The organism is Bradyrhizobium sp., from assembly GCF_035309285.1.
Classification (GTDB): domain Bacteria; phylum Pseudomonadota; class Alphaproteobacteria; order Rhizobiales; family Xanthobacteraceae; genus Bradyrhizobium.
The window spans coordinates 1-26,064 of sequence record NZ_DATGFH010000112.1 but is presented as its reverse complement, the minus strand read 5'-3'; the positions used below and the strand labels follow the sequence as shown (position 1 = coordinate 26,064).

Here is a 26,064-nt window from a genome sequence, read left to right as displayed (position 1 = left end):
CTCAAAACCTCATGCAGCGACGGCGGATCGATCGCCTCCTCGATCCGCCTCCGCCAATCATCAAAGATCAGCGACAGATGAGCCTCAGCCTATGCCAAAGCTAAACCGGACAGCCGTGGGTCAAGCCCGGCAATGACAGTCAAAGCTGACTTACAAATCAGTTATCCAGGAAGCTCCGCAGCTTCCTGCTCCGGCTCGGATGCTTCACCTTCCTTAGCGCCTTCGCTTCGATCTGGCGAATACGCTCTCTGGTCACCGAGAACTGCTGGCCGACTTCTTCGAGCGTATGGTCGGTGTTCATGCCGATGCCGAAGCGCATGCGGAGCACGCGTTCTTCGCGCGGGGTGAGCGAGGCCAGCACGCGCGTGGTGGTCTCGCGCAGGTTGGACTGGATCGCCGCATCGATGGGCAGGATCGCGTTCTTGTCCTCGATGAAATCGCCGCGACAAGTCACCTAACGGTGCATGGTGATTTGGATCACGGGCGGGCGCCGATCTCGCGCTTATACACCGCGCGCAGTCGAAGCGGATGGTCGCTTCGCTTCACAACAGGAGATAAAGACGATCATGAGCTACGCCAAAGGCCTAAGCCTCGCACTTGCGCTGGTAATGGTATGCAGTGGCCTCAGCAATGCGGTCGCCGGACCCGTCACGAACAGGAATAAAGGGAAAACGCCGAGGGTGTATGTCGGCGGCATTTTCAACGACGGCGGCGGCACTATCATTACGCCGGACAGGACTGGTCGCGTGTCTATCAAGCAGGTGCCGCCGTATTCACCGCCCGGCATGCGATACAGCGCAATACAAATCAAGCACGACCCGAACTTTCCATGCTGTCCGCCGCCGCCGCGTCCGGACCTTGGCGACGCTCTTTCGACAGCCCGCTGACGAGTCATCGCCTCGCCAGCTTCCCGAATTCTCGAAGGAGCTATGTTAGCAGATAATATTTCGAGGAAGATGCCGAGAGCGTGCTTCCTCAGTTATCCAAGAAGCTCCGCAGCTTTCTCGACCGGCTCGGATGCTTCAGCTTCCGCAGCGCCTTCGCCTCGATCTGGCGAATACGCTCTCTCGTCACCGAGAACTGCTGGCCGACTTCTTCCAGCGTGTGGTCAGTGTTCATGCCGATGCCGAAGCGCATGCGGAGCACGCGTTCTTCGCGCGGGGTCAGGGACGCCAGGACGCGCGTGGTGGTTTCGCGCAGGTTGGACTGGATCGCCGCATCGATGGGCAGGATCGCGTTCTTGTCCTCGATGAAGTCGCCGAGGTGGCTGTCTTCCTCGTCGCCGACGGGCGTTTCCAGCGAGAGCGGCTCTTTCGCGATCTTGAGGACCTTGCGCACCTTCTCCAAGGGCATGCCGAGCTTCTCGGCCAGTTCCTCAGGCGTCGGCTCGCGGCCGATCTCGTTCAACATCTGGCGCGAGGTGCGCACGATCTTGTTGATGGTCTCGATCATGTGCACGGGGATGCGGATGGTGCGCGCCTGGTCGGCGATCGAGCGGGTGATCGCCTGCCGGATCCACCACGTCGCATAGGTCGAGAACTTGTAGCCGCGGCGGTACTCGAACTTGTCGACCGCCTTCATCAACCCGATGTTGCCTTCCTGGATCAGGTCGAGAAACTGCAGGCCACGGTTGGTGTATTTCTTGGCGATCGAGATCACGAGGCGGAGGTTGGCTTCCACCATCTCCTTCTTGGCCTGGCGCGCCTCGCGCTCGCCCTTCTGCACGCCGTGCACGATCTTGCGGAACTCGCCGATCTCGAGCCCCGTCAGCGCCGCCAGCGACTGCACCTCGTGGCGCAGCTCCTTGATGCGGTCCTTCTCGTGATGGACGAAATTCTTCCAGCCCTTGGCGGAGAGTTTCGAGACGCGGTTGAGCCAGCGCGGATCGAGCTCCGAGCCCTGATAATTGCGCAGGAAATCGTCGCGCGCGACGCCGTGGCTGTCGGCAAGGCGCATCAGCCGGCCCTCGTGGGACACGAGGCGCTTGTTGATGTCGTAAAGCTGCTCGACCAGCGAGTCGATGCGCGCCTGGTTCAGCCGCAGCGACTTCACCTCGACGATGATCTCGTCCTTCAGCTTCTTGTACTTGCGCTCCTGCGCGGGCGAGAGCGTCTCGTTCTGAAGCTGGTTGGAAATATCCTGCTCCTGCAGGCGGCGCAGCTTCTTGTAGTTGTCAGCGATCTTGTCGAAGGTCTCGACGACTTTCGGCTTGAGCTCGGCCTCGATCGCGGCAAGCGACATCTGGTTCTCGAACTCGTCGTCCTCCATGTCGGCTTCGGCGGCGGCCTCACCGGGATCCTTCTCCTCGCCATCGCTATCGATGGCACCCGGTGCGGCAGCAGCAGGCGCGGGGCGGAACGGCGTCGGTGACGGCGGCGCCGCGGGCGGGGCGACATGCGCGGGCGCTGCGGCCTGCACTGCAACCGCAGCGGCGTCCCCGTTCACGACCGGCTGGCCGTCAGGACCAACGGGCGCGCCGATGATGCCCGGATTGTTCTTGGCGTCGGGGCCGGCATAGGTCGCTTCGAGATCGATGATGTCGCGGAGGAAGATCTTGCCTTCGTTGAGCTCATCGCGCCAGATGATGATGGCCTGGAAGGTCAGCGGGCTTTCGCAGAGGCCAGCGATCATCGCCTCGCGGCCGGCCTCGATGCGTTTCGCAATCGCGATCTCGCCTTCGCGCGACAGCAGCTCGACGGTGCCCATCTCGCGCAGATACATGCGCACGGGATCATCGGTGCGCTCGCCGGGCTCGCTCTTCTTGACCTCGGTGACAGCCTTCTGCGTGACCTCGACGAGCTCGTTGTCGGTATCGTCGTCGCCGGCCTCGTCCTTGTCCTCCTCGCCGTCACTGTCATCGGCTTCGGTGACATTGATGCCCATGTCGGAGAGCATGGACATGATGTCCTCGATCTGCTCGGGCGAGGTCTGGTCGGAGGGGAGCACTTCATTGAGCTGATCGAAGGTCACGAAGCCGCGCTTCTTGGCCTGCTTGATCATCTTCTTGACGGCAGCATCCGAAAGGTCGAGCAACGGCGACGGCGCGTCGGGGGCATCCTTCTCGGGGGCGTCCGCTGCCTTGTCGTCTTTTTCCTTGTCCTTGACTTGCAGCGTCTTTGCCTTGGTGGCCATTCAGTGTTCTCCGAAACGCGCTTTCCACGTGAGGCGCGTTGCCGCGCCCGCTTGTTCTCGCTTGCGCCGGTCTCGACATCTGGTGCCTAGACTTATGACGCATGGTCCCCTGGAAAAATCCGTGCTTTCCGGGATATGCGTCAGACGCATAAAGGGCGGCGCAAATCATCGCCACCCCCGAATCTCTCTAGGTAGGTTCGCAACTCCGATTAATGGAGTGATATTAAGCCTCGCTTAACCCTGTTCTTGCAGCCAAACCCCGGGTTTGGCGAGTCATTTCACAGCAAGGCTACCGCCCTTCTGCGCCATTCTCTCCTTAAACCGACTTCTGGAACCGGCCGGACAGCTCGCCAAATCCCTCGATCAGGGCCTCGGTGCCGTCGACCTCGGCCATCCGGCCCTTCACATCGCGCAACCAGGCCAGATTGGCCTCGCTCGCCTCCTCGCCCAGCGCCAGCTCAGCATCTTTCAATTCCCTAAGTAGGGAATGCCATTGCCGATGCAAGGCAACCAGTTGATGCCACGTGGAAAGAACATCATCCCGCGCCGCACCTTCGCGGGCCGCCCACACCGCCGGCGTCGTGATCGAGCGGTCAACTCTTTGAAGTAATTGCGTAAATCCGGCCGCCGCGAGGTCGACCCGCATCTTCTCGGCCTGCTGGTCCGGATCCGCGGCATGGTGATGGTCGTTGGCGAAGGCCGCGATGATGGCTGCGCGGAGCTTGTGGGCTTCGCCGTGGGCCAATTCCAGCGCCGCCACCTCCTCCAGATGCTCGTGCAAAAGCCAGGGGTGGTTGATCAGGCATTGCAGGATCAGCGCCTCGCGGCGGGAGAGCGCCGAGCGCTGGCCGCGCATGATCGGGCTGTTGGCAAGCTGGGGCGATGCGGCTTGGTAAGGCCCGCGGCCCAGCGTTTGAGCGGGAGCGAAGCCCTGCCCGCGGCCTGTGGAAAACCGGCTCCCGGAGTTGGGGAGGCGCTGTGGAAAACGACGTGATTCGCGAAAATAGCCCTTGCCGGCAAAGCCGCGCGGGGCCTCCGGCGCGAAGGTCTGCTGAAGCCGGCTCGCGAAATCCTGGCGATAATAGCGCCGCACCACTTCGTCGCGGATCGAATTGGCAAGCTCGCCGATGCGTGCTTCCAGCGCCGCGCGACGCTCGGGCGTGCCAAAGCTGCCGCTTTCGATCTCGCGCGACCACAACACGTCCGCGAGCGGACGGGATGCGCCGATCACCTCCTCGATCGCGCCGCGCCCGCCGGAGCGCGCGAGATCGTCGGGGTCCTGGCCTTCCGGCAACAGCGCGAAGCGCAGGCTCTTTCCAGGCTGAAGCAGCGGCAGCGCGAGGTCCGCAGCGCGCCAGGCCGCCTTCTGTCCGGCGCGGTCGCCATCGAAGCAGAGGATCGGCTCGTCTGCCATCTTCCAGATGAGCGTGAGCTGGTTTTCGGTGAGCGCAGTGCCGAGCGGCGCCACCGCGCCGCCGAAGCCCGACGTCACCATGGCGATGACGTCGACATAGCCTTCGACGACGATGAGGCTCGCGCCGTTATGCGCGGCCTGTCTTGCGCTCGCGAGGTTGTAGAGATTGTCGCCCTTGTGAAACAGCGGCGTTTCGGGCGAGTTCAGATATTTCGCCGGCACGTCCTTCTCCAGCGCGCGGCCGCCGAAGGCGATCACCCGGCCGCGCGCGTCGAGAATCGGAAACATCACGCGGTCGCGGAAACGATCATAGGGCACGGGAATGTCGTCGCCCGCAATCAGCAAGCCGGTCTCGACCATGTCCTCGACCGGAATGCCCTGCGCACCCAGAGATTCCTTCAAGGCAAAGCGATCCGGCGGCGCATAGCCGAGGCGGAACTGCAATTGCGTCGCGGGCGAAATGGCGCGGTCGCCGAGATAGCCGCGCGCCTTCGCGCCGTTGCGCGACGCCAGCGTGTCGGCGAAGAATTTTGCGGCGAGTTCCATGACGTCATAGAGCGTCTTGCGGCGCTGCTCGACGCGTGCGGCATCAGCCGTCACCGCCGGCAGCGGCACACCGGCCATCGACGCCAGCCGCTCCACGGCTTCCGGGAACGTGACGCCCTCGGTCTCCATCACGAAGTCGAAGATGTTGCCGTGCTTGCCGGAGGAGAAGTCGTGGTAAAATCCCTTCTGGTCGTTGACGGTGAACGACGGCGTCTTCTCCTGCTGGAACGGCGACAGCCCCTTCCACTCCCGCCCCGCCCGCTTCAGTTTCACGCGCTTGCCCACGACTTCCGAAACCGGAAGCCGGGCACGCAGTTCGTCAAGGAATTGGGGCGTGAAGCGCATGGGGCGAATTTTCGCTGAGTCGCGGGTTTATGTCTTGGCGCGGTTTGCAACCGGCTAGGCATATCGGGAGAACCGCTTGAAGTATGGGAAGAGTCCACGTTGTCCGGGCTATTCACAGGTCCATCCACGTCGTCATTCCGGGATGCGCCGCAGGCGCAGGCCCGGAATCCATAACCACAGCCGGGGGATATGGATTCCGGGCTCGCGCTCCGCGCGCCCCGGAATGACGACCTTTGGAGCTATTTCCCCAAAAACCTGCCCGACTCGATCCGCGTCAGCTTCGCGACCGGCCAGTTGTAGAGGTAGGTCCAGGCTTCGCTTTCCGAGCCACCGGCAAGCGTCACGGAAAACATCTGCCGGACATATTGCGTGGGCTCGGGAAAGCCCTCGCCGCAGGCTTCGTACATGTCGAACTCGCGGAGCAGCGCTTGCGCCTCGCGCAGGCGATAGAGCTCGCCGTGGACGATGTCGGCGGCATCATCGGAGAGCACCAGTCCGGGATAATGCTTCACCAGATAAAGCCGACCGCGGCAGCTCGCTTCGCCCAGGAAGTCAGCATTGGCCGATAACAGTTTTGCCATCGGATGCACATAGCCGCGCATCAAGGTGCCGTAGACGAAGAGGCGGTCGGAGGTCATGTAACGTATCCGTCATTTCGGGGCGATGCGACCCGTCTACGCTCGCCACGCGAGCTTCGCCGGGTAGGAGTCCGCCGAAGCGCCCTCGCGCGTAGGCGGAAGCATCGAACCCGGAATCTCGACGTTGTTGAAGAATCGCAAAACAATCTCGAGATTCCGGGTTCGCCCTTCGGGCGCCCCGGAATGACGGAATGCTCAGACAGATGAATCGCGGGCCTCGACATCGTTACAATATCTTCGTGATATGATCGAGTTTCTTGACGTGATTCTTGGCGCCCTAATCTACAGCGCTCGCTGTCCAATTCCAGATCGTCTACTCACCTTCGACAGGCAATGAAAGATGGATTCCGAGCTCGCGCGCGAAACATCGCTGCTCCTTGGCGTTAACGACGTTGATCCGGTCCTGGAGCAGAATGCGGAAGGGCGCTCGCCATTCCTGCTCACGTCGGACCACTACGGCCGCAGGATTCCGAAAGCGCTGGGCGACCTCGGCCTGCCCGAGAGCGAGCTTTCCCGCCACATCGCCTGGGATATCGGCATTGCCGGGGTTGCCGAGCGGCTCGCCAAGCATCTCGATGCGCATCTGATCGCGCAGCGCTACTCGCGGCTTGTGATCGACTGCAATCGCCCGCCGCATGTCGCAAGCGCGATTCCGTTGCTGAGCGAAGCCACCACCATTCCGGGCAATGAAGGGATTTCGCGCGAGGATGCCGAGATGCGGCGGCGCGAGATCTTCGATCCCTATCACCGCCGCATCGACGCGGTGATCGACCGGCGCCTGCGCGAAAAGCGTTCGACCATGCTGGTGTCCCTGCACAGCTTCACGCCGGTTTATGCCGGCGTGGCGCGGCCCTGGCACATCGGCACGCTCTATCATCGCGACAAGACGCTGGCGCCGCTGCTGTTGCAGGCGTTGCGCGCGGAGGGCGATCTCGTGGTCGGCGACAATGAGCCCTATGCGGTCGGCGAGGAGACCGACTACACCATTCCCTTGCACGGCGAGGCGCGCGGGCTCGCGAATACCGGCATCGAGATCCGGCAGGACCTGATCGCCGATGAGAGCGGCCAGCAGCAATGGGCGGAACGGCTCGCGCGCATCCTCACCGCGATCGCGGAGACGTTGAGTTCCGGCGTGAGCGGCCAAACTAAGTCAAGCTAGCGCCGCGGTGACAAATCACCTCTCCCCTTGTGGGAGAGGTCGGATCGCATCGAAGATGCGATCCGGGTGAGGGGTATCTCTCCGTGCGACAATTGCTCCTTGGACTCGCGGATGCATACCCCTCATCCGGCGCGAACTACGTTCGTGCCACCTTCTTCCACAAGGGGGGAAGGAAGGAAGCTCGCCTCCGCAATCTCGACGCCAGGCGTCTATTCCGTGACATCGGTCTCCTCCGGTCGCGCCGCCAGCAACGCGGCAAGGCGCGTCAGCGCCTTGCGCAACTCGGCATGGCTCGGCAGGCCGAGCGCGAGACGCACCGCGTTCGGCGAATGGCCGGGTGCGACGGCAAACGCGCTAGCCGGCGTGATCGCGATGCCGGCGCGCGCCGCGGCGGCGGTGAGCGCCTCGGCGCGCCAGCCCTCCGGCAGCTCGAGCCAGACATGATAGGAGCGTGGATCGGTTTCGATGCGTTGGCCTGCGAGACAATCGGCAACGATAGCCTGGCGGGCAAGCGCATCGACGCGCTTGCGCCGCGTGATCTCGGCTGCGGTGCCATCCGCCAGCAGCCGCATGCCAAGGGAGAGCGCAAGCGGCGTGACCGACCAGGTGCCGGTGCGCAACGCCGCCGCAACGCGCTCCCGGGTTTGCGTCGGAACGTGCAGGAAACCGACGGCGATACCCGGCGCAAGCCGCTTGGAGAGGCTGTCGACCACGATCGAGCGCTCCGCGGCCTCGGCGGCGAGCGGAGGCTCATCGGCCAGAAAGCCATAGATCAGATCCTCGATGATCACGAGGTCGAGCTTGCGCACCGCGCGCAGGAGCTCGTCGCGCCGCACTTCGCTCATGGTGCGGCCGAGCGGGTTCTGCATGACCGGCTGCAGATACACAGCGCTCAGCGCGCCGGTGCGATGCGCCTTGGCGAGCGCATCGGGCCTGATGCCCTCGCCGTCCATTGCGATCGGCACCAGCGTGACGCCAAGTCGCGCCGCGATGCCCTTGATCATCGGATAGGTCAGCGCCTCCACTGCAAGCCGCCCGCCGACCGGCACCAGCGCCGCCACGGCCGCCGCAATCGCCTGCCGGCCGCTGCCCGCAAACAAAAAATCCTCCGCGCGCGGGCGCCAACGGTTGCTCATGAAGAAATCGGCGCTGACGCGAGCGGCTTCAGTGAGCCGACGCTGCGTAACGGGCGCCAGCGCGCTGCCCAGCAGCTCCGGCTGCTGCCAATTGGAAAGCGACTTCGCGATCAGCGCGGCCTGATCCGCCAGCGTCGGAAAGTTGAATTCGAGATCGATGCGGCCATCGAACGGCTCCGCCCGAAACGGCGGCTGCGGTTCCTGGCCCGCGACGAATGTGCCCCGGCCGACCTCGCCCACGACGAGCCCCCGCCGCAAGAGCTCGGCATAGACACGCGCCGCCGTTGAGGCCGCGATTCCTTTCTCATAGGCGAAGTGCCGCTGTGGCGGCAGCCGCTCGCCCGCCTTCAGTCTGCCAGCGGCGATGTCGGCGGCGATGATGTCGACCAGCGCCGTGTAGGAGGCAGTCATTTATATTGCTCCGAGAGCAATGTTTCGATTGCTCCGAGATTTGTACTGAGCCATTGCTCCTGAGGCAACAGCCAAGTTGGAGAGCAATGGTGGCGATCATGGCCGATACTCTCGTTCAGCCCTGGGCGGCGGCGCGGTCGCGTGGCGTCCTCGCCGGGCTCATCGTTCTGCCCCGGCTCTGGATCGAGCGCGCGGGCCGGCGCAACGAACTCATGAGCCTCGACGCGGAGCAGATGCGGGACTGCGGGCTCGATCCGATTGCGGTGCGCCGCGAGGCGCTCAAACCATTCTGGCGTGATTAGGAGAGCAGCCGATGCGCAAACTGCCGTTCTATCAGCTCGACGTGTTCTCTTCCGCGCCGTTCAAGGGCAATCCGCTGGCTGTCATCGCCGAGGCCGATGGGATCGATGAACGAGGGATGCAGGCGATCGCCAACTGGACCAATCTCAGCGAGACCACGTTCCTGCTGCAGCCGAAGGACGCGACCGCCGACTATCATGTCCGCATCTTCACGCCGGCGCGCGAGTTGCCCTTCGCAGGCCATCCGACACTCGGCTCCTGTCATGCCTGGCTCGCGCTCGGCCACAAGCCGAAGGCCGACGCCGTGATCCAGGAATGCGGCGCGGGCCTGGTGCGGATCAAGCGCGATGGCACTCGGCTTGCCTTCGCCGCACCGCCATTGCGGCGTTCCGGCAACGTCGAACCCGATCTGCTCAGCCGTATCGCCGCTTCGCTTGGCGTTGGCGAGCAGGCGATCAAGGCCGCGCAATGGGCGGACAATGGACCCGGCTGGGTCGCGGTGCTGCTCGGCTCGCGCGCCGAGGTGCTCGCGCTCAAGCGCGACGGCACCGTGCTGCCCGATCAGCCGATCGGAGTGGTGGCGCCATGGGACGCGGCGCGCGACGGCGGCGAGGCTGAGTTCGAGGTCCGCGCCTTCACCGCGCGCGGCGCCGAGGACCCCGTGACCGGCAGCCTCAATGCTTCTCTCGCGCAATGGCTGATCGGCGCCGGGATTGCAAAGCCGCGTTACGTCGCCGCCCAAGGCACGGCGCTCGGCCGCGCCGGCCGGGTCCATGTCGCGCGGGAGGGCGAGGTGATCTGGATCGGCGGCGATGTCGCCACCTGCGTCACCGGCACGATCACGCTGTGACGGCCAAGGCCAGCGTCAGCGCGCCCGCGTCAGCGCGAGCCAGATGCCGCCGCCGATCATGAATGAGCCCGAGATGCGCGACACCAGCCGTGTGCGCCGCTTCGAGAACAGCGTGCGCACGCGGCCCGCGGCAAGCGCGTAGAGCCCGTCAGTAAAACCGGCGATCACCATGAAGGTGACGCCGAGCAGCGCCACCTGTGAGAGGTGGTCCTTGTTCATGTCGATGAACTGCGGCAGGAACGCACCGAAGAACACCAGAAGCTTGGGGTTCGAGAGCAGCACGACCAACCCCTGCAGGAAGAAGCCGCCGCGCGGCGGAGGCGGAGCGGCCTCGGCCGCAATGCCCTCGATGGGGACGCGGATCAGCTTGATGCCGAGCCAGATGAGATAGGCCGCGCCTGCCAGCCGCACCCAGTTGAACCAGTAGCCCATGGTCGCCATCAGCGAGGTCAGGCCCACCGCGACGATGCCGATGGCGATCGCCAGCCCCGTCTGCACGCCGGCAATGTTGATCAGCGCCGCCCGCGTGCCATGGCGCAGGCCGTTGGCGATCAAGAGCGTGACAACCGGTCCCGGCAACAGCGCAAGCGCAATGCAGGCGGCGACAAAGGCGAGATAGACCTGAAGGGACATGGGGGACTCTGTGGGTGGGAGATTTTGGTCTCTGTATTAATGCACGATAGGAGCCACGGTGGAAGATCGTAGGGTGGGCAAAGCCAACGGGTCCGCGCGAACGCGCGGCCCGATGACAGGCTCCGCGTGCCCACCGTTGCTGGAGATGGTGGGCACGGCGCAAGAGCGCCTTTGCCCACCCTACGACTGAATACACCTAACTCCCACCCAACTCCGCCATCATCCAGTGATGCATCGCGCCTGTCGTGAGATAGTCCAGTGCAAGGCGCGTCAACTTTGCGCGGTCCGCGTTGCCCTGCGCCACCGCGACCAGGAGGTCGCAGTGATGCGAGAGCGCGATGCCGATGGCGGCGTGGTCGGAGCCATCGGGCATCTTCAAGTCGTAGGCCCGCGCGCGGCCCTTCAGATCGGCGACGCGAACCACATGGCCGGCTTGCGTCGGCGCAAAGCGCTCGCTGATCAGATCAAGGTCGGTGACGCGATCGACCTCGTCGTCATCGGCGACACCCGTATCGCAATTGCAGAAGCCGATCTTCGGCCGCACATAGATCTCGACGCCGCCGCAAGCCTCGCAGCGGAACGCGCGCCCCGCGGGCCAGCCGTCGCGCGGGAACGGCCAGGCGATCTCCTGCCAGCGCCCGTCGCTGCGCTCGATCGCCGGGTGGATCAGCTGGTAAGCGCCAACGCCCGACAGCGCGCTCCCCGTGAGCACCCCGATCGCGACGACGAGCCAGCGCAACATCGCTATTTCAGTCCGGCGATGGCGCGCGCGGGCCCCGTCAGCTCCAGGATATGCATCCCGGTGTTGGCGCGGTCGACGATATAGATGTAGCCGCGATCGTCGGTCTCGACATTGTTGGTCTGGATCGCGACCTTGCAGCGGTCGTTGCCGTCGACGGTGACGCAGCGCTTGTCGGTCTTGTCGGTGATCGCGGGAATGAAATAGCCGACTTCCTTCGGATGATAGGGATCGCGGATGTCGAGCGCGCGCACGCCGGCATTGAAGAAGGCGATGAAGGCCATCTTCTTGTAGAACACCGGCGCCATGTTCTCGTTCGAGGAATGCGAGCCGAAGCGGCCGCCACGCTCGCAGAAATGGCCGCTCGCCTCCGGCACCGTCCAGCTCGAGATGATCATCGGCCGCGCCTCGATGGTCACGTCCGCGAACCACACCATCTGCCTCGGCTCGCCGCACTCGTTGAGGAGCGCCTCGTCCACGATCATGACGATGTCGCGGGTCTGGCCGTCCTTGTCCTTGGCGAATTCAGCAATCGGCATGCCCTTCATCGGAAACACCGTATGTGCGCCGTTGAAGGCGGACAACGTCAGCCGCCCCACTTCCGGATAGCGCAGGTTTTCCGGCGTCGGCTCTTTCGGTCCGTTCAGAAGCTTGTTGCGATCGACGATCTGCAGAATGCCGTTCTTGTCGGTGCCGTAGCCGAAATAGATACGATTGGCCTCGGGGCCGAGCGAGATCGGTCCGTGCAGCTCGGTCGGCACGGGGCCGGTCGAGCCCGGCTCCTGGCCCGGCAGGCCGAAATCCCGGATCTTCAGCGGATGGGCGGGATCGGAGAGGTCATAGACCTCAGTCATGCGGCGCACGCGCCACCCCGGCACGCCCGAGACGAGATAGGCAATGCCGGTGTCGCACTCCCACCAGCTCTTGTGCGTATCTTTCAAGCCCTCGCCGATATGCGTGACGAGCACGGGATTGGCGGGATCCGCGACGTTCCAGATCTCATGGCCCTGGCTGCCGACCGCGCGCAGCATGTAGACGGCGTTCGGATCGCCCTTGGGCAGGCTCTTGCCGTCGCAGACGCGCACCATCTGCGCGCCGCCGGACTCGTATTTCCCTTGCTGCCCCGGAATGTGGTGCAGGTATTTCGGATGCGCGGGATCGGTGACGTCGACGATCGAGGTGCCGTTCGGCTCGGCCTTGCTCGTCAAGGGATTGACGGGATCGGGAACGGCATCGGTGCCACCGTGATGGCCGATATAGGCGATCCAGCGGTCGCCCTGGTGGTGGATGGTCGGCTGATAGGCGGCGCGCCCCTGCAGGTCGTTATAGCCGACCAGCTTCATGTTCTGGGCTTCCGGCGGCGCACCGATCCTTTGCTCTTGTGCCGCCGCGCTCCCCGCGCAGCCGATGATTAAAAATGTCGAGAAGAATCCCGACAGAGCTAAGAGTCTGACGCGCCCGATCATGCTGACCCACCCTACCTTGACTTGCCAATCTTCGCTGGCTCTTGCGACCGCGACATCATAGCGGAGCCGGGGCGCTTTGCACTACGCTGGCGCAAAACAAATTCGCGATCCGGACCTGCAATTTGATGGCGGCCAGCCAGCTATTCATTCCTGATGCGCTGGCGCACTTGGGAGGTTGAGATGGATGATCGAACTGTGCGGCTGGCGTTGCAACGCCATTGGGATGCTTCGGACGCGGGCGATTTCGATGTCGAACACGAGATCTACCGCGAAGATGCCGTGCTTCACTACCCGCAGTCCGGCGAGCGGATCTGCGGCCGGCGCAACATTCAGGAGAGCCGATTCGTCCAGCCAAACAGGAAGCGCTTTGCGGTCAGGCGAATTGTCGGGAGTGGCGATCTCTGGGTCACTGAATTTGTGCTCAGCTATGACGGCATACCATCATATTCAGTGAGCATCATGGAATTCCGCGACGGATTGGTGGCTAACGAAACGCAATATTTCGCCGATCGATTTGACCCTGCGCCTTCCCGTGCGCACCTTGTCGAGCAGCCAGGCTGACGACGGAGCCGCTTTCTTCGGACCGGCGGCCACGCAAGCCTCAGCCGCGGAACCGCCGCTCGTGCGCGAGCCGGGCGCTTCCCGTGATCGAGCCAGCCACCTCCTGTGATATGGAACGACGCGACGGCGAATGTGATGCGGTAGGTCCCGCGACGGGGCGCGCTTCAAGGATCAATCAGGACGCCCGGGTTGAGCATACCTTGCGGATCCAGTTCGCGCTTGGCTGCTCGCAACGCGGCGGCGAAGAGCTCCGGCCGCTGCCGGTCATACCAGGGTCTGTGGTCGCGACCGACGGCATGATGGTGCGTGATGGTGCCGCCTGCCGCGATCAGCGCGTCGCTTGCCGCATTCTTGATAGCCTGCCACTGCTCGAGAAGCGCGCCGTGTCGGCCGCGGCCATGGAACGTGAAATAGGGCGCAGGCCCGTCCGGATAGACGTGGGTGAAGCGGCAGGTGACTTCGCCTCTGACGCCGGTCGCTTCCAGAATCGCGCGTTCGGTTGCCGTCTTGACCTTGTCGTGAAAGGTTTCGAACCGATCCCAGGTGATGGCGGTCTCGAATGTGTCGTTGATGAGGCCCGCGGGCGTCAGGAATTCGCGCGCATAGGGCATCCGGATAAACGCGTTGCGCCAGACGCCTGCCGCGCCTTGCAGATGCGCATCGCCGGACTCCGCCTTCTCCTGCGTTCCGCCGTGGTCCGCACAACATTCAAGCGCACGCGCGATCCAGGCATCCAAGGGATGATCGCCCGATTCGAATGCGAGCACCATGATGGCGGCGCTGCCGTCGCCCGCACCTGTATTGAAGGCCTCCTGCGGGTCCAGAATCCGGCAATTTGACGGATAAAGGCCGGCTTGCGCGACCGCACGCACGGCGCGCGCGGCGTCGAAGAATGAGGGGAAACGAAGCGACGCGGCGGCACGGAATCTCGGACGGCGCTGCAATCGCATCCAGGCGCGTGAAATCACGCCAAGGATCCCTTCCGAGCCGATGAACATGCGGTCGGGACTGGGCCCCGCACCCGAACCGGGAAGCCGGCGCGTCTCCACGACGCCGACCGGCGTCACGACGCGCAAGCTTTCGACGAAATCGTCGATATGGGTATAAAGGCTCACAAAATGGCCGCCCGATCGCGTCGCGATCCATCCGCCGAGAGTCGAGTATTCAAAGCTCTGTGGAAAGTGCCGTAAGGTGAGTCCATGCGGCTTGAGCTGGTCTTCCAGAGACGGACCGAACGCTCCCGCTTCGATCGATGCGGCCCGCGATACCGGATCCACTTCGATGACTGTGGAAAGATTGCGCAGATCGAGGGTGACGGCAGCTTTGTGCTTGATGCCATCAAGGCGCGGTTCGACGCCGCCGCAAACGCTCGATCCGCCTCCGAATGGCGTCAGCGAAGCGCCGACCGACCCTGCCCAGTCCATGACAGCGGAAATCTCCGTCTCGTTGCGCGGATAGGCCACGACGTCGGGCGCGCAATGGTAATCGCCAAGCATGGCCCTGACATAGTCCGGATAGGACTTGCCATAGGTGTGCGCGGCGCGATCGTAGCGCTCGCTCGTGCAGAAAGCGGCGAAGGGCGCCGGCGCCAGCACACGCGGTTCCGGCAACGAGAGGTCCTCGAGGCCCGGGACTGCGAGCGTGTCGAATTCATCAGTTGCAAATTTTGCACGGTAGCGGCCGAGGACAAACTTCCGCTCCTCTGCGCTCATGCCTTCGCCTTCGCGCCCCCAGCCGTAGTGCTTCAGCCTTGCGCCAGTCATGGGCGTTCCTCAGGATTCGAAAGCTTCCCGGATCTGGGCTCGTTCGATCGAAACAATACGCCGTCGAGGGAGAGCATGAAAGACCGCAGCGGCCTTACATCGGATCGCCGCGGAACTGCGGCTCATTCGGCGCGCCGGACGCCCTGCCGGCGGCCCGCCGTGCACTACGCTGGCGCAAACAAATTTGCGAGGTCCTGCACTCGGAGAGGAATGCCATGACGAATGGGCGCCCCGATTGCCGCAAAGCTGAATGTTGAGGTAGAGCTACCGACATCATGCACGAATTTCAACGCAGCGATCCCGGACTCCGATGGTGAAAGAAAAGAAATTCTTCCGCAGGCAGGCCGAGAAGGCCGAGCAAGCCGCCGGCCGAACCGCCGACCCGGAACGGGCGGAGGGCCTGCGTGCGCTTGCGACGGCTTTCCAGCCGCCAGGCCGAGGCCATCAAAGGAAAGACATCGAAGCCGAAAATGAAGAAGAGGCGAAAGCCGTCCGGCTGACGCATGAAAAGTCCGGGAACGGCTGCAGCCGGCAGCGCCGCGCTTCCTGACCGGAACGCATATAGTCGTGGGGTGATACGCTTGAACATTCGAATCGATAGCCTGCTCGCGGGCGCCGAGCGCGCCGTCGGGGCAGTCGTCATCATTGATGTCTTTCGCGCCTTCACGACGGCCGCCGTCGCGCTGGCCAAGGGTGCAACCAAAATCATCATCGTCCGCGACGTCGAGGAGGCGCTGGCGCTGCGCGCGGCCGGCGTCGGCGATCTCTGCATGGGAGAGGTCGGCGGCCGCGCACCGCCCGGGTTCGATCTCGGCAATTCGCCGTTCGAGGCATCACGGGCGGACCTCAAGGGCCGCACCATCATCCAGCGCACCAGCGCCGGCACGCAGGGCATCGTCGCAGCGAGGCACGCCACGCGGCTCTATGCCGGATCGTTGCTCACCGCCACGGCGACAGCACGCGCCATCCTCAAGGACGCGCCGGCAGAGGTCACGCTGGTGGCGATGGGTCTGGAGGCGGTGCGGCGCAGCGACGAAGATGAACTCTGCGCCATTCATCTGCGCAATCTCCTGCAGGGCCGGCGCGGCAGCCTGTCGGGGACGCGCGACGTGATTATGGCAGGCCCGCAGATCCCGGATTTCCACGATCCGGCCAAGCCGCATCTGCATCCCGGCGATCTCGATATCGCGCTCGACATCGACCGCCATGATTTTGCGGTGCGCATCTTTTCCGAGGACGAAAGGCTGGTCGCACGGAAGGTGGCGGCTTGATGGTGGCCACGCGCTAGCCCTGATCCTCAGGCTCGCTGCGTCCGGGGGCGTTGTGACCGGCTATCGCAAGACGTCAAACACAAGCCTTGGCAGCATCCTGCCCGGTATTGACCCCGAGGGCGCCTGTCCGGCGTCGCGTGCTCCTATCTTGCGATAGAACGGGGCAGCCCCGGGATCCGCCTCGACAACGATTCGACTTGCCCCCGTCCTCCTTGAGACGTCCGTCGCCCAGGCGAAGAGCGCCCTCCCCGTCCCCTTTCGCACCACCTCCGGCTCGATGAAGAGCTTCAACAATTCAGCTTCCGCGGCGCTGATCCTGATCTGTACGACACCAAGTATCCTGCCATCCTCTTCCGCAACGGCGACATGCGTCTGTTCGAGATCCTGCGGAGCGAACGATAACTCCCGACGACACGCCTCCATGAACTTCTCGTCATAGCCCCACACCGCCTTGGATCTGAAACAGAGATCGGAGAGGCCGGGTAGCTCATCGATATCAGGGCTTCGGATGATCAATGCCAAGCAACGCTCCTTGGATGCCGATGATCGTGCACGTCGCCATCGATGCCTCCGGACAGCGGCCTTGATCCTAGCCATGCCGCGATCGGGCGACAATCGGACCGAAGCTGTCAGTACGCATCCTCGCTCTCGCAGCCGTGAACAGAACGGCCGAAACTCCGCGCTTGACATGCAACCATTTGGTTGCCTATTATCCTGACCATGGATGAAGTCTTCAAAGCGCTGGCAGATGCCTCACGGCGAACCCTGCTGGACAGGCTTCACGCCAGAAACGGACAGACTCTGAACGAGCTCTGCGACGGCCTCGACATGACCCGTCAGGCCGTGACGAAGCACCTTGCGATTCTCGAAGAGGCCAACCTTGTCACCACCTACAAGCACGGCCGCGAGAAGCTGCACTACCTCAACCCGGTACCGATCCATCAGATCGGCGAGCGGTGGATCAGGAAATTCGAGCGCGGCAAGCTCACCGCGCTCTCGGAACTGAAAAGGCAACTGGAGAAACGCGATGAGTAAGCCTGAATTCGTCTACACCACCTATATCGCGTCGACGCCGGAGAAGGTGTTCGCGGCGTTGACCGACACGAAAATGTCGGAGCGCTACTGGCACGGCAATTCCGTCGTCTCCGACTGGACGGTCGGCTCGCCGTTCACGCTGCGGCTTGCGCATCACGACAACGACGTTACCGGCAAGGTCCTCGAATACGATCCGCTGCGCCGGCTCGCTTATTCGTTCCTCGCCCATGACGGCTCCGACGGCGGAAAGCCGTCGCGCGTCACCTTCGAGCTGGAGCGGCAGCGCGACCAGGTCAGGCTCACCATGATCCACGACGGCTTCGAGCCGAATAGCCCGGTGCTCGAGAAGGTCAGCATGGGCTGGCCGCTGATCCTGTGCAGCCTCAAGAGCTACATCGAATGCGGCAAGGTGCTGTACGCACCCTGGTACGAGGGACTTGTCACCAAAGCGAAGATGGCCGTGGGAGGAGTGCGATGAGCAAGCCGGAATTCGTCTACACCACCTATATCGAGACGACGCCCGAGAAACTGTGGCATGCGCTGACCAACAGCGACTTCACCGAACGCTACTGGTTCGGCTACCGCGCCACGTCGGACTGGAAGGCGGGATCGCCGTTTCATTTCACCAAGGACGGCCAGCGCGCCGTCGAAGGCAAGGTGCTCGTCGCGAATCCAGCGAGAAAGCTCACCTATAGCTGGGACGTGGTGAAGCAAGGCGCGAGCCGCGAGCGCACCTCGCGCGTCACCTTCGACATCGAGCCGCGCGGCAAGGTCGTCAAGCTGACTGTGACGCACGACGAGCTCGACGAGCGCGGCGAAACCTTCCGGAGCATCTCCGGCGGCTGGCCGATGGTGATAGCGAGCTTGAAGAGTTTTCTGGAGACCGGGCGCGAATTGCCGGCCGATCTGCCTATGACCCGGCCGCCCGAGGAACGATGCGATGCCTGAGAGCCGGCCTGAGTTCATCTATGTCACCTATATCGAGACCACGCCGGAAAAATTATGGGAGGCGCTGACATCAAGCGCCTTCACCCGGCGGTACTGGTTCGATACCGAGGTCAGGTCGAACTGGACGGTGGGCTCGCCGGTTGCGCTGGTGATGAGCGGCCAGACCACCGACACCGGCGAAATCCTGGAAGCCGACCGGCCGCGGCGTCTCGCCTACACCTTCAAGCACGAGCTGGACGAAGAGATGCGCCAGGAGGGAGCGACCACGGTCACCTTCACCATCGAGGCTTACGGCAAGCTCGTGAAGCTGACCGTGACGCATGAAGGCTTTGGCGCTGGCAGCAAGCTGTTTAACGGCATCTCCAAGGGATGGCCTGCGATTCTCTCTTCCCTCAAGAGCCTGCTCGAGACCGGCAAGGCTCTCGCGATCCCGCCGGCGGCGATGGGGATCGAGGGTGTTGCGTAGCGATGAGACTTTATCGGAAGGCGCGTGCTGACATGACAATCGACCAGTTCAAGCCGATGACGGTTTACACCATTTACATCGCCTCCACGCCGGAGAAGGTGTGGGAAGCGCTGACCTCGGCCGAGTTCAGCCGAAAGTATTTCTTCGGCAATTCGGTCGAGATCGAGCAGCGGGTCGGCGGCGCCTATATCGTGCGCACGGGGGACGGCGCGCTGCATATTTCGGGCGAGGTGATGGAATGCGATCCGCCGCGGCGGCTCTCCTACACCTTCAACGTCAACTGGCCGGCGCTGATCGAAAAGCTCGGGCCGACGCTCGTGACCTACGAGATCGAGCAGGTCGGCGAAGCGGTGAAGCTCACCATGAGCGAGGCGCACGACCGGCCGCTCTCTGACGACATCTTGTCCGGCGGCCGCCAGGGCTGGCCGGCGATCCTTTCCGGGCTCAAAAGCGTGCTGGAAACCGGCAAGCCGCTGGTGGTGAAGATGGGCCCGCCCGAGCGGATGCTCGCAGCACTGAAGGAGTTGGGCATCGCGACGCCGGGTTCTTGATGCACTCGTCATACGCGGGCTTGACCCGCGTATCCATCAATCAAAAGGATTCTTGCGCAGAATGATGGATTGCCGGATCAAGTCCGGCAATGACGAGTACCCTAGCCCCTCGCCCTTAGCTCCCGCCGCAGCACCTTGCCGGTTGCGGTCATCGGCAGCGTCTCCGCGAACTCCACGTGACGCGGGTATTCGTGGGCGGCGAGTTGCACTTTGACAAAATCCTGGATTTCGCGCGCCAACTCTTCGCTCGGCGCAAAGCCGGGGCGCAGCACGATCCAGGCTTTCACCGCCTCGGTGCGGATCGGATCGGGAATGCCGACCACCGCCGAGAGAGCCACCGCGGGATGCTTCAGGAGCGTATCCTCGATCTCCGACGGGCCGATGCGATAGCCGGCCGAGGTGATGACGTCGTCCTCGCGGCTCATGTACCAGAAATAGCCGTCCTCATCCTGGCGGCCGAGATCTCCGGTGAGCAGGAATCCGCCGGCGTATTTCTTCGCCGTCGCTTCCGGATTGCTCCAATATTCAAGCATGGTGCAGGGATTTGGCTGGCGCACGCCGATGATGCCGCGCTCACCCCGCGGCAGCTCTTCGCCCTTGTCGCTGACGATGCGCACATCGAAGCCGGGCGTTGCCTTGCCCATCGCACCGGGGCGGATCGTAAACAGTTTTGAGTTGCAGCCGACCACGAGATTGCATTCGGTCTGGCCGTAGATCTCGTGCACGTCGATGCCGAAGGTGGCGCGCACCCAGTCGAGCAATTCGGCGCCAAGCGACTCGCCGCCCGAGAGCATGCTGCGCAGCTTCACGCCCGGATGCTTGACGCCAGCCTGCCGCATCAGCTTCAGCGCGGTCGGCGGCAGGAACACCACGCGCACGCCGTGATCGGCCAGGAGCTGCATCGCGGCCTGCGGCTCAAACTTCTTCGCCCGATGGCCGACGACCGGCACGCCGTGATACCAGGCCGGAAACAGCGCATCGAACAGCCCGCCGATCCAGGCCCAGTCGGCCGGCGTCCACATCACGTCGCCGGGCTTCGGGAAGAAGCCATGCACCATCTCGATATTGGGCAGGTGGCCGAGCAGCACGCGATGGGCGTGCAGCGCGCCCTTGGGGTTTCCGGTCGTGCCGGAGGTGTAGATGATGATCGCGGGATCGTCGCAAGAGGTGTCGACGGCGGTGTGGGAATCGGAAGCCGCCTCGATCGCGGACCAGAACGATTTTGTGCCGGCGCTCGCGCGCCCGGCGACATGGATGTGCTTCAGCTCCGGCAGCCGGTCGCGGATCTTCGCAAGCTTCTCCCAGCCGCCTTCATCGGTCACGACGGCTTTCGCACCGGAGTTCTGCAAACGGAACTGCAGCGCGTCCTCGCCAAACAGCGTGAACAGCGGCACCGAGACGAGACCGGCGCGCCAGGCCGCAAGATGCGCGATCGGCAATTCCAGCGACTGCGACAGGAACACGGCGACGCGGTCGCCGCGCGAAAGCCCGTCGGCCTCCAGCACATTGGCAAACCGGCACGAGAACGCGCGCATCTCGTCAAAGGAAGTGCGCCTGGCGCCGCCATCCTCATCGACATAAATCAGCGCGAGGCGATTCGATCCATCCGCATGGCGGTCGCAGCAGGCAACCGCCATGTTGAATCGCGGCGGAATGTCCCAGCGAAAATCGCGATAGAGCTGGTCGTAGCTGTCGGTCTCGATGAGCATCGCGGTCGAACCTAGCTTCCCTGCATGTAGCGAACCGGGTTCTCCTTGTCGGCCTTGAAGATCGTTGCGGCCTCGGTAAACAGCGATCCGACCACGGGCGCATTCAAGTCCGCGAATTTCTCGAAGCTGAAATTGTTGCCGCCGGAGCGCAGCGCGCCGAGCTTGCCGGCATAACAGGACACCAGCGACTTGCCGTTCCTCGTGACCGCCATGTAGACGCTGATGTAGTGCTTCTGCAGCGCGACGCCGATCACCGGCCATGACGTCGTCTTGCCGGACTTGATCGCATATTGAAACTGTCCGTAGCCGATCAGCTTGACGCGCATGCCGGCTTCGCCCGCTGGCGTGCCCGCATGGAAATGACGCTTCAGGCTGGGCGCGGTTTTTTGGATCAGGGCATCCAGGGCCTTGAGCTCGCCGGTGCGGTCGGGATCAAAAGCGAAATAGGCTTCCAGGCTGTCCACGGCCACACGGAACATCGAAGCCTCCGCTGCTATCCGCCGAGCGCGGCCTTCACCAGCCCGCTCGCCTTCGCAAAGTCCATCTGCCCGGTGTACTTCGCCTTCAGGGCGCCGATCACCTTGCCCATGTCTTTGATCCCGGCCGCACCCGTCTCGGCGATAGCGGCGGAAATCGCAGCCTTCACGTCGTCCTCCGACATCTGCTTCGGCAAGTATCCAGAGATCACCGCAATCTCCTCCCGCTCCGCTGCTGCGAGCTCGGCGCGGCCGCCCTTGTCATAGAGCAAGATTGCTTCCTGGCGCTGCTTGATCATCTTCTGCAGGACGCCGAGCAGATCGGCATCGCTCAACGGAGGCTTGCCTTCCCCGCGCGCGGCGATGTCGGCGTTCTTGATGGTCGAATTGACCATGCGCAGCGTGGAGAGCTTGCGCTCATCCTTGGCCTTCATGGCCTCCTTCACGGCAGTGTTGATGTCGTCGCGCAGCATGGGCATACCCTCTTCAAACCGGTCGCCAGGTGATCTAGGCCTTCAAGTGATCCAGGCCGTTTGATCTAGGCCGTTCCGGGCCGAGAAACAACCGAGTTCCCTGGACGTGACGACCCCGCCGAGCATCCGACCGCTCACGCCCTCCGACGCCGTTGCCTATCGCGACATCCGCCTGGAGGGACTGCAGCGCAACCCCGAGGCGTTCTCCTCGACCTTCGAACGCGAAAGCGCCATGCCGCTCGACTGGTTCGCGGAGCGGATCGTCAAAGGCCATGTGTTCGGCGCCTTTGACGGAGGCGAGCTGCTCGGCGTTGCTGGCTACTGGCCGCAGGAGGGCGCCAAGGTGAGCCACAAGGCCGGGCTTTGGGGCATGTACATCCGCAAGGCCGCGCGCGGCTCCGGCCTCGGTCAGCGCCTGATCGCGGCGATCGTCGATCATGCCAGTGGCCGCGTGGAGCAGCTTCAACTCGGCGTCGCCAGCGACAACGAGGCGGCCATCCGGCTCTATCGAAAAACGGGATTTTCCGAATATGGCCGCGAAATGAAGGCCTTGAAGGACGGGAATCGCTATTTCGACGAGATCCTGATGGTCAGGTTCCTGACTCGGGATTGAGACCCGCCGAAAGCGCATGTGAATCCGCCACTTGCGGCTTTGACGGCGGACCTTTCCCGGACTATGTAGCGGGCTCATGACACAATCAGAAAACGACGCCGCCTGGCCGGACCACAATCCGACCGCGCTCCTTGTGCTCGCCGACGGCACGGTGCTGGAAGGCTTTGGCTTCGGCGCCGAAGGCCACGCCGTGGGCGAGGTCTGCTTCAACACCGCGATGACCGGCTATGAGGAGATCCTGACCGATCCCTCCTATGCCGGGCAGATCATCACCTTCACCTTCCCGCATATCGGCAATGTCGGAACCAACGAGGAAGATATCGAGACGGTGAACATGGCGGCGACGCCCGGCGCGCGCGGCGTGATCCTGCGCACCGCCATCACCGATCCCTCAAACTACCGCGCCACGCGCCATCTCGATCAGTGGCTGAGGGCCCGCGGCATCGTTGGCCTCTCCGGCATCGATACCCGCGCGCTGACCGCGCTGATCCGCTCCAAGGGCATGCCGAACGCCGTGATCGCGCATGCGAAGGACGGCAAGTTCGATCTGCATGGCCTGAAGGAAGAGGCACGCGAATGGCCGGGCCTCGAGGGCATGGACCTGGTGCCGCTGGTGACCTCCGCCCAACGCTTCACCTGGGACGAGACGCCCTGGGCGTGGGAGAAGGGCTTTGGCCGGCAGACGAGCCCTGAGTTCAACGTGGTCGCGATCGACTACGGCATCAAGCGCAACATCCTGCGTCTCTTGGCCGGCGTCGGCTGCAAGATCACTGTGGTGCCGGCGACCACCTCGGCCGAAGACATTCTGGCGATGAAGCCGGACGGCGTGTTCTTGAGCAACGGCCCCGGCGATCCCGCTGCGACCGGCGAATATGCGGTGCCCGTCATCAAGAAGGTGATCGAGTCGGGCACGCCGACCTTCGGCATTTGCCTCGGCCACCAGATGCTGGGATTGGCCGTCGGCGCCAAGACCAAAAAGATGCACCAGGGCCATCACGGCGCCAATCACCCGGTGAAGGACGAGACCACCGGCAAGGTCGAGATCACCTCGATGAACCACGGCTTTGCCGTGGACCAGGCGACTCTGCCGAAAGGCGCGACGCAAACGCACATCTCGCTGTTCGACGGCTCCAATTGCGGCATCCAGCTCGACGGCAAGCCGGTGTTCTCGGTGCAGTATCACCCCGAGGCCTCGCCCGGCCCGCGCGACTCGCACTATTTGTTCGACCGCTTCGCCAATCTGATGCGCGCGAAGAAGCGGGCCTGACGCAAGATCGTCATCGCCGGGCTTGACCCGGCGATCCATCTTCCTTGAAAAATGATGGATGCCCGGATCAAGTCCGGGCATGACAAAGCGAGGCGTCATCGCCTGCGCATTGCGGACATGTCGCGCGGCGCTGGATGAGCGGCGGCTTTCTGTGGTTGACTTCCTCGGCGCTAGATCAGCGAACATGATCAGGCCAACAAGGGAAAGCCCCAAGGAAACAGCTCCCATGACCAACCCCGACATGACCATTCGCGACATTCGCGTGACGATGCTGCGCATGCCCTGGCCCGATGATCCCTGGCTCAAGGGCCATGCGCTGGGGCCCATGCGCGACATCCTGATCTGCGACGTCGAGACATCGAGCGGCATCACCGGCATGGGGTATCTGTTTCTGTTCCGACCCGGAATGAAATCGATCGCAGCGTGTCTCGAGGAGTGCATCATCCCGCGCGTCAAGGGCAAGGACGCCACCGCCATCGAGGCGATCTGGCGCGATCTGTGGACCGCGACCATGACCTACGGCCGCGGCGGCATCGCCGCGATGGCGATGTCGGCGCTCGACATCGCGCTGTGGGACGCGGTCGGAAAACGCGCCGGCCTGCCGCTGCACCGGCTGTGGGGCCATTACCGCTCGCAAATTCCGGTCTACGGCTCGGGCTGCTGGCGCGGCGCCGGCGGCGACGGCATGATCGAGAAGGCGTTGCACTACGTGAAGCAGGGCTACAAGGCCATCAAGATGCAGGTCGCGCATGTCCGCGAGCCCGCCGAGGACCTCGACAATGTGCGCCGCATGCGCGAGGCGGTGGGGCCCGATATCGACATCATGATCGACGTCAACATGGGCTGGAGCGCAGACGTTGCGATCGAGATGGGACGCAAGTTCGAGACATACAACATCTATTGGCTCGAGGAGCCGGTGCCGGCCGATGATTTCGCCGGCTACCAGCGCATCGCAGCAAGCCTCGACATGCGCGTGGTCGGCGGCGAAACCCATTTCACGCGTTACGATCTCAGGCCATTCTTCCTCAATCCCTGCCTGCCGATCCTGCAACCCGACCCGATGCGCGGCGGCATGACCGACCTGCGCAAGATCGCTACGCTAGCCGACACCTGGGGCGTCACCATCGCGCCGCATCTGTTTCCGGAATTGAACGTGCACCTGCTGGCCTCGATCCCCAACGGGATCTGGTGCGAAAACATGGGGCTGCTTGACGATCTCTGGGTCGACCCGCCCGAGATCAAGAACGGCATGATCACGGCACCGGAGCGACCGGGCCACGGGCTCGCCTTCAAGGACGAGGTGATGAGGTTTCGGATTTAGCCGGAACGGAACGCCAGCGTCGGCGGCTGGTTTGATCCATACCTGGATTTAAATTGGCTTTACTTGGCTTTTCGTGAGGAGGAGGATTTCATGTCTGCCGTCCGCACCGATATCGAGCCCGCCACCATCGTCTTCGCCGACGACGGCCTCGTGCCGAACAATCCGATGCCATTCCTGGTCTACAAGGGCGCGGTCGATCTCGATCGCGGTCATCCCGAAGAGACGATCGAAAGACTGTTCCGCGCCAACGGCTGGGGCGACATGTGGCGGAACGGCGTCTACAACTTCCTGCATTATCATGCGACCGTGCATGAAGTGCTGGGCATCGCGCGCGGACATGCCCGCGTGCGCTTCGGCGGCGACAACGGCAGGGAGCTGGAGATTTCCGCCGGCGACATCGCAATCCTGCCTGCCGGCACCGGGCATCAATGCCTCGCCGCCACCCAGGACTTCTCCGTGGTCGGCGCCTATCCGCCGGGGCCGCCGATGGATTTGAAGCGGCCGACTCCGGAAAATCATGCCAGCGCGCTCACGACGATTCCGAAGGTCGCCTTGCCAAAGACTGATCCGGTGATGGGCGCGGACGGGCCGCTCGTGAGGTTGTGGACGCGGGCTTCGTAGGGTGGGTTAGTTTAGCCGCCAGGCGTAACCCACCTCTTTCGTCACCAAGTCCGCGGACAGAATTGGTGGGTTACGCTTCGCTAATCTTACTGCGTCATGGGCGTCTACGTCTGTTCGATGCTGCGCGGGCGCCGCAGCACGGACATTGCGGCAAGGTTTTGATGAGGGCTTTGATCAGGCGGGCGCGCATGGTTGCGATCGAGCTCGGGATGTGGCGTTC

28 protein-coding genes and 1 pseudogene are annotated in these 26,064 nt (G+C 63.6%); 15 read left to right on the top strand and 14 right to left on the bottom strand.

All coding sequences use genetic code 11. The features are described from left to right. Window positions 1-157: 157 nt before the first annotated feature. Window positions 158-442: pseudogene (locus VKR55_RS22440) on the bottom strand (sigma-70 family RNA polymerase sigma factor); the annotation flags it as partial. Between the two features lie 124 nt (window positions 443-566). Between VKR55_RS22440 and VKR55_RS22435 the strand changes: the two are divergent. Next, window positions 567-887 carry a hypothetical protein gene (locus tag VKR55_RS22435; RefSeq protein ID WP_324406733.1) on the top strand — a complete coding sequence of 107 codons (321 nt, stop codon included), beginning with the start codon at window positions 567-569 and terminating at the stop codon, window positions 885-887. A gap of 88 nt (window positions 888-975) precedes the next feature. Here the strand turns inward: VKR55_RS22435 and rpoD are convergent, their stop codons facing one another. From rpoD to VKR55_RS22420, 3 genes are all read right to left on the bottom strand, one after another. Then, on the bottom strand, window positions 976-3,132 hold the full coding sequence (gene rpoD, locus VKR55_RS22430) for an RNA polymerase sigma factor RpoD (protein WP_324406731.1): 2,157 nt from the start codon (window positions 3,130-3,132) through the stop codon (window positions 976-978). A 316-nt stretch (window positions 3,133-3,448) separates the two neighbouring features. Continuing rightward, window positions 3,449-5,437 carry a DNA primase gene (gene dnaG, locus VKR55_RS22425; RefSeq protein WP_324406729.1) on the bottom strand — a complete coding sequence of 663 codons (1,989 nt, stop codon included), beginning with the start codon at window positions 5,435-5,437 and terminating at the stop codon, window positions 3,449-3,451. Window positions 5,438-5,676: 239 nt separating this feature from the next. Further along, window positions 5,677-6,075 carry a gamma-glutamylcyclotransferase family protein gene (locus VKR55_RS22420; RefSeq protein WP_324406727.1) on the bottom strand — a complete coding sequence of 133 codons (399 nt, stop codon included), beginning with the start codon at window positions 6,073-6,075 and terminating at the stop codon, window positions 5,677-5,679. Window positions 6,076-6,415: 340 nt separating this feature from the next. On the opposite strand from VKR55_RS22420, the gene VKR55_RS22415 reads away from it, so the two are divergent. After that, window positions 6,416-7,234: an N-formylglutamate amidohydrolase gene (locus tag VKR55_RS22415; protein ID WP_324406726.1), complete on the top strand. Its 819-nt coding sequence runs from the start codon at window positions 6,416-6,418 to the stop codon at window positions 7,232-7,234. 209 nt (window positions 7,235-7,443) lie between these two features. Here the strand turns inward: VKR55_RS22415 and VKR55_RS22410 are convergent, their stop codons facing one another. Next, window positions 7,444-8,781 carry an aminotransferase-like domain-containing protein gene (locus VKR55_RS22410; RefSeq protein WP_324406725.1) on the bottom strand — a complete coding sequence of 446 codons (1,338 nt, stop codon included), beginning with the start codon at window positions 8,779-8,781 and terminating at the stop codon, window positions 7,444-7,446. An 86-nt stretch (window positions 8,782-8,867) separates the two neighbouring features. Between VKR55_RS22410 and VKR55_RS22405 the strand changes: the two genes are divergently transcribed. Both VKR55_RS22405 and VKR55_RS22400 read left to right on the top strand, forming a co-directional pair. Continuing rightward, window positions 8,868-9,083 carry a DUF1127 domain-containing protein gene (locus tag VKR55_RS22405; protein WP_324406723.1) on the top strand — a complete coding sequence of 72 codons (216 nt, stop codon included), beginning with the start codon at window positions 8,868-8,870 and terminating at the stop codon, window positions 9,081-9,083. 11 nt (window positions 9,084-9,094) lie between these two features. Beyond that, window positions 9,095-9,931: a PhzF family phenazine biosynthesis protein gene (locus VKR55_RS22400; RefSeq protein WP_324406721.1), complete on the top strand. Its 837-nt coding sequence runs from the start codon at window positions 9,095-9,097 to the stop codon at window positions 9,929-9,931. 15 nt (window positions 9,932-9,946) lie between these two features. Here VKR55_RS22400 and VKR55_RS22395 read toward each other — a convergent pair whose 3' ends face one another. The 3 genes from VKR55_RS22395 to VKR55_RS22385 form a co-directional block, all read right to left on the bottom strand. Beyond that, window positions 9,947-10,564 (bottom strand): LysE family translocator, encoded by a 618-nt coding sequence (locus VKR55_RS22395; protein ID WP_324406719.1) that lies wholly within the window; start codon window positions 10,562-10,564, stop codon window positions 9,947-9,949. Window positions 10,565-10,760: 196 nt separating this feature from the next. Then, window positions 10,761-11,306: a hypothetical protein gene (locus VKR55_RS22390; protein WP_324406718.1), complete on the bottom strand. Its 546-nt coding sequence runs from the start codon at window positions 11,304-11,306 to the stop codon at window positions 10,761-10,763. A 2-nt stretch (window positions 11,307-11,308) separates the two neighbouring features. Further along, the gene (locus VKR55_RS22385; protein WP_414642415.1) at window positions 11,309-12,646 is read right to left on the bottom strand and encodes an LVIVD repeat-containing protein; all 1,338 of its coding nucleotides are present in this window, start codon (window positions 12,644-12,646) and stop codon (window positions 11,309-11,311) included. Window positions 12,647-12,949: 303 nt separating this feature from the next. Here VKR55_RS22385 and VKR55_RS22380 point away from each other — a divergent pair, with 303 nt between their 5' ends. Then, window positions 12,950-13,330, top strand: a complete 381-nt coding sequence (locus tag VKR55_RS22380) for a nuclear transport factor 2 family protein (RefSeq protein ID WP_324406715.1) — start codon at window positions 12,950-12,952, stop codon at window positions 13,328-13,330. 164 nt (window positions 13,331-13,494) lie between these two features. Here the strand turns inward: VKR55_RS22380 and VKR55_RS22375 are convergent, their stop codons facing one another. Together VKR55_RS22375 and VKR55_RS22370 are read right to left on the bottom strand one after the other, a co-directional pair. Then, window positions 13,495-15,093 (bottom strand): FAD-binding oxidoreductase, encoded by a 1,599-nt coding sequence (locus VKR55_RS22375; RefSeq protein ID WP_324406713.1) that lies wholly within the window; start codon window positions 15,091-15,093, stop codon window positions 13,495-13,497. A 286-nt stretch (window positions 15,094-15,379) separates the two neighbouring features. After that, entirely contained in the window at window positions 15,380-15,682 is a 303-nt protein-coding gene (locus VKR55_RS22370) for a hypothetical protein (RefSeq protein ID WP_324406711.1), read from the bottom strand. Here VKR55_RS22370 and VKR55_RS22365 point away from each other — a divergent pair. Next, complete coding sequence (locus VKR55_RS22365; RefSeq protein WP_324406709.1) at window positions 15,675-16,364, top strand: 2-phosphosulfolactate phosphatase; 690 nt, start codon at window positions 15,675-15,677, stop codon at window positions 16,362-16,364. The two genes, VKR55_RS22370 and VKR55_RS22365, sit on opposite strands and share 8 nt — an antisense overlap. Window positions 16,365-16,424: 60 nt before the next feature. Here VKR55_RS22365 and VKR55_RS22360 read toward each other — a convergent pair whose 3' ends face one another. Next, window positions 16,425-16,886, bottom strand: a complete 462-nt coding sequence (locus VKR55_RS22360; RefSeq protein ID WP_324406707.1) for a GNAT family N-acetyltransferase — start codon at window positions 16,884-16,886, stop codon at window positions 16,425-16,427. Window positions 16,887-17,084: 198 nt separating this feature from the next. Here VKR55_RS22360 and VKR55_RS22355 point away from each other — a divergent pair, with 198 nt between their 5' ends. From VKR55_RS22355 to VKR55_RS22335, 5 genes are read left to right on the top strand one after another with little or no spacing between them, the layout of a single operon-like run. Beyond that, entirely contained in the window at window positions 17,085-17,399 is a 315-nt protein-coding gene (locus VKR55_RS22355; RefSeq protein WP_324406706.1) for an ArsR/SmtB family transcription factor, read from the top strand. Continuing rightward, complete coding sequence (locus tag VKR55_RS22350; protein ID WP_324406705.1) at window positions 17,392-17,877, top strand: SRPBCC family protein; 486 nt, start codon at window positions 17,392-17,394, stop codon at window positions 17,875-17,877. Before VKR55_RS22355 ends, VKR55_RS22350 begins: the two co-directional genes overlap by 8 nt. Then, window positions 17,874-18,347 carry an SRPBCC family protein gene (locus tag VKR55_RS22345; RefSeq protein ID WP_324406704.1) on the top strand — a complete coding sequence of 158 codons (474 nt, stop codon included), beginning with the start codon at window positions 17,874-17,876 and terminating at the stop codon, window positions 18,345-18,347. Before VKR55_RS22350 ends, VKR55_RS22345 begins: the two co-directional genes overlap by 4 nt. After that, entirely contained in the window at window positions 18,340-18,813 is a 474-nt protein-coding gene (locus tag VKR55_RS22340; protein ID WP_324406703.1) for an SRPBCC family protein, read from the top strand. Before VKR55_RS22345 ends, VKR55_RS22340 begins: the two co-directional genes overlap by 8 nt. A gap of 32 nt (window positions 18,814-18,845) precedes the next feature. Then, window positions 18,846-19,364, top strand: coding sequence for an SRPBCC family protein (locus tag VKR55_RS22335; protein ID WP_324406701.1), 519 nt, complete (start codon window positions 18,846-18,848; stop codon window positions 19,362-19,364). Between the two features lie 101 nt (window positions 19,365-19,465). On the opposite strand, the gene VKR55_RS22330 is transcribed toward VKR55_RS22335, so the two are convergent. The 3 genes from VKR55_RS22330 to VKR55_RS22320 are packed head-to-tail and all read right to left on the bottom strand — an operon-like array spanning window position 19,466 to window position 22,022. After that, window positions 19,466-21,073 (bottom strand): acyl-CoA synthetase, encoded by a 1,608-nt coding sequence (locus VKR55_RS22330; RefSeq protein ID WP_324406700.1) that lies wholly within the window; start codon window positions 21,071-21,073, stop codon window positions 19,466-19,468. 11 nt (window positions 21,074-21,084) lie between these two features. Next, window positions 21,085-21,552 (bottom strand): hypothetical protein, encoded by a 468-nt coding sequence (locus VKR55_RS22325; RefSeq protein ID WP_324406698.1) that lies wholly within the window; start codon window positions 21,550-21,552, stop codon window positions 21,085-21,087. Between the two features lie 14 nt (window positions 21,553-21,566). Next, window positions 21,567-22,022, bottom strand: a complete 456-nt coding sequence (locus VKR55_RS22320; RefSeq protein WP_324406697.1) for a GatB/YqeY domain-containing protein — start codon at window positions 22,020-22,022, stop codon at window positions 21,567-21,569. 106 nt (window positions 22,023-22,128) lie between these two features. On the opposite strand from VKR55_RS22320, the gene VKR55_RS22315 reads away from it, so the two are divergent. The 4 genes from VKR55_RS22315 to VKR55_RS22300 all read left to right on the top strand — a co-directional run bounded on the left by VKR55_RS22315 (window position 22,129) and on the right by VKR55_RS22300 (window position 25,844). After that, complete coding sequence (locus tag VKR55_RS22315) at window positions 22,129-22,635, top strand: GNAT family N-acetyltransferase (RefSeq protein ID WP_324406695.1); 507 nt, start codon at window positions 22,129-22,131, stop codon at window positions 22,633-22,635. A gap of 76 nt (window positions 22,636-22,711) precedes the next feature. After that, entirely contained in the window at window positions 22,712-23,902 is a 1,191-nt protein-coding gene (carA, locus tag VKR55_RS22310; RefSeq protein ID WP_324406693.1) for a glutamine-hydrolyzing carbamoyl-phosphate synthase small subunit, read from the top strand. A 226-nt stretch (window positions 23,903-24,128) separates the two neighbouring features. Next, window positions 24,129-25,223 carry a mandelate racemase/muconate lactonizing enzyme family protein gene (locus VKR55_RS22305; RefSeq protein WP_324406691.1) on the top strand — a complete coding sequence of 365 codons (1,095 nt, stop codon included), beginning with the start codon at window positions 24,129-24,131 and terminating at the stop codon, window positions 25,221-25,223. 90 nt (window positions 25,224-25,313) lie between these two features. Beyond that, the gene (locus tag VKR55_RS22300) at window positions 25,314-25,844 is read left to right on the top strand and encodes a cupin domain-containing protein (protein WP_324406689.1); all 531 of its coding nucleotides are present in this window, start codon (window positions 25,314-25,316) and stop codon (window positions 25,842-25,844) included. The last annotated feature ends 220 nt before the right edge of the window (window positions 25,845-26,064 follow it).

Bases quoted from the DNA above. Each gene is read 5' to 3' on its own strand.
- VKR55_RS22435 (WP_324406733.1), top strand. From the start codon at position 567: ATGAGCTACGCCAAAGGCCTAAGCCTCGCACTTGCGCTGGTAATGGTA.
- rpoD (WP_324406731.1), bottom strand. From the start codon at position 3,132: ATGGCCACCAAGGCAAAGACGCTGCAAGTCAAGGACAAGGAAAAAGAC.
- dnaG (WP_324406729.1), bottom strand. From the start codon at position 5,437: ATGCGCTTCACGCCCCAATTCCTTGACGAACTGCGTGCCCGGCTTCCG.
- VKR55_RS22420 (WP_324406727.1), bottom strand. From the start codon at position 6,075: ATGACCTCCGACCGCCTCTTCGTCTACGGCACCTTGATGCGCGGCTAT.
- VKR55_RS22415 (WP_324406726.1), top strand. From the start codon at position 6,416: ATGGATTCCGAGCTCGCGCGCGAAACATCGCTGCTCCTTGGCGTTAAC.
- VKR55_RS22410 (WP_324406725.1), bottom strand. From the start codon at position 8,781: ATGACTGCCTCCTACACGGCGCTGGTCGACATCATCGCCGCCGACATC.
- VKR55_RS22405 (WP_324406723.1), top strand. From the start codon at position 8,868: ATGGTGGCGATCATGGCCGATACTCTCGTTCAGCCCTGGGCGGCGGCG.
- VKR55_RS22400 (WP_324406721.1), top strand. From the start codon at position 9,095: ATGCGCAAACTGCCGTTCTATCAGCTCGACGTGTTCTCTTCCGCGCCG.
- VKR55_RS22395 (WP_324406719.1), bottom strand. From the start codon at position 10,564: ATGTCCCTTCAGGTCTATCTCGCCTTTGTCGCCGCCTGCATTGCGCTT.
- VKR55_RS22390 (WP_324406718.1), bottom strand. From the start codon at position 11,306: ATGTTGCGCTGGCTCGTCGTCGCGATCGGGGTGCTCACGGGGAGCGCG.
- VKR55_RS22385 (WP_414642415.1), bottom strand. From the start codon at position 12,646: ATGAAGCTGGTCGGCTATAACGACCTGCAGGGGCGCGCCGCCTATCAG.
- VKR55_RS22380 (WP_324406715.1), top strand. From the start codon at position 12,950: ATGGATGATCGAACTGTGCGGCTGGCGTTGCAACGCCATTGGGATGCT.
- VKR55_RS22375 (WP_324406713.1), bottom strand. From the start codon at position 15,093: ATGACTGGCGCAAGGCTGAAGCACTACGGCTGGGGGCGCGAAGGCGAA.
- VKR55_RS22370 (WP_324406711.1), bottom strand. From the start codon at position 15,682: ATGTTCAAGCGTATCACCCCACGACTATATGCGTTCCGGTCAGGAAGC.
- VKR55_RS22355 (WP_324406706.1), top strand. From the start codon at position 17,085: ATGGATGAAGTCTTCAAAGCGCTGGCAGATGCCTCACGGCGAACCCTG.
- VKR55_RS22350 (WP_324406705.1), top strand. From the start codon at position 17,392: ATGAGTAAGCCTGAATTCGTCTACACCACCTATATCGCGTCGACGCCG.
- VKR55_RS22345 (WP_324406704.1), top strand. From the start codon at position 17,874: ATGAGCAAGCCGGAATTCGTCTACACCACCTATATCGAGACGACGCCC.
- VKR55_RS22340 (WP_324406703.1), top strand. From the start codon at position 18,340: ATGCCTGAGAGCCGGCCTGAGTTCATCTATGTCACCTATATCGAGACC.
- VKR55_RS22335 (WP_324406701.1), top strand. From the start codon at position 18,846: ATGACAATCGACCAGTTCAAGCCGATGACGGTTTACACCATTTACATC.
- VKR55_RS22330 (WP_324406700.1), bottom strand. From the start codon at position 21,073: ATGCTCATCGAGACCGACAGCTACGACCAGCTCTATCGCGATTTTCGC.
- VKR55_RS22325 (WP_324406698.1), bottom strand. From the start codon at position 21,552: ATGTTCCGTGTGGCCGTGGACAGCCTGGAAGCCTATTTCGCTTTTGAT.
- VKR55_RS22320 (WP_324406697.1), bottom strand. From the start codon at position 22,022: ATGCTGCGCGACGACATCAACACTGCCGTGAAGGAGGCCATGAAGGCC.
- carA (WP_324406693.1), top strand. From the start codon at position 22,712: ATGACACAATCAGAAAACGACGCCGCCTGGCCGGACCACAATCCGACC.
- VKR55_RS22305 (WP_324406691.1), top strand. From the start codon at position 24,129: ATGACCAACCCCGACATGACCATTCGCGACATTCGCGTGACGATGCTG.
- VKR55_RS22300 (WP_324406689.1), top strand. From the start codon at position 25,314: ATGTCTGCCGTCCGCACCGATATCGAGCCCGCCACCATCGTCTTCGCC.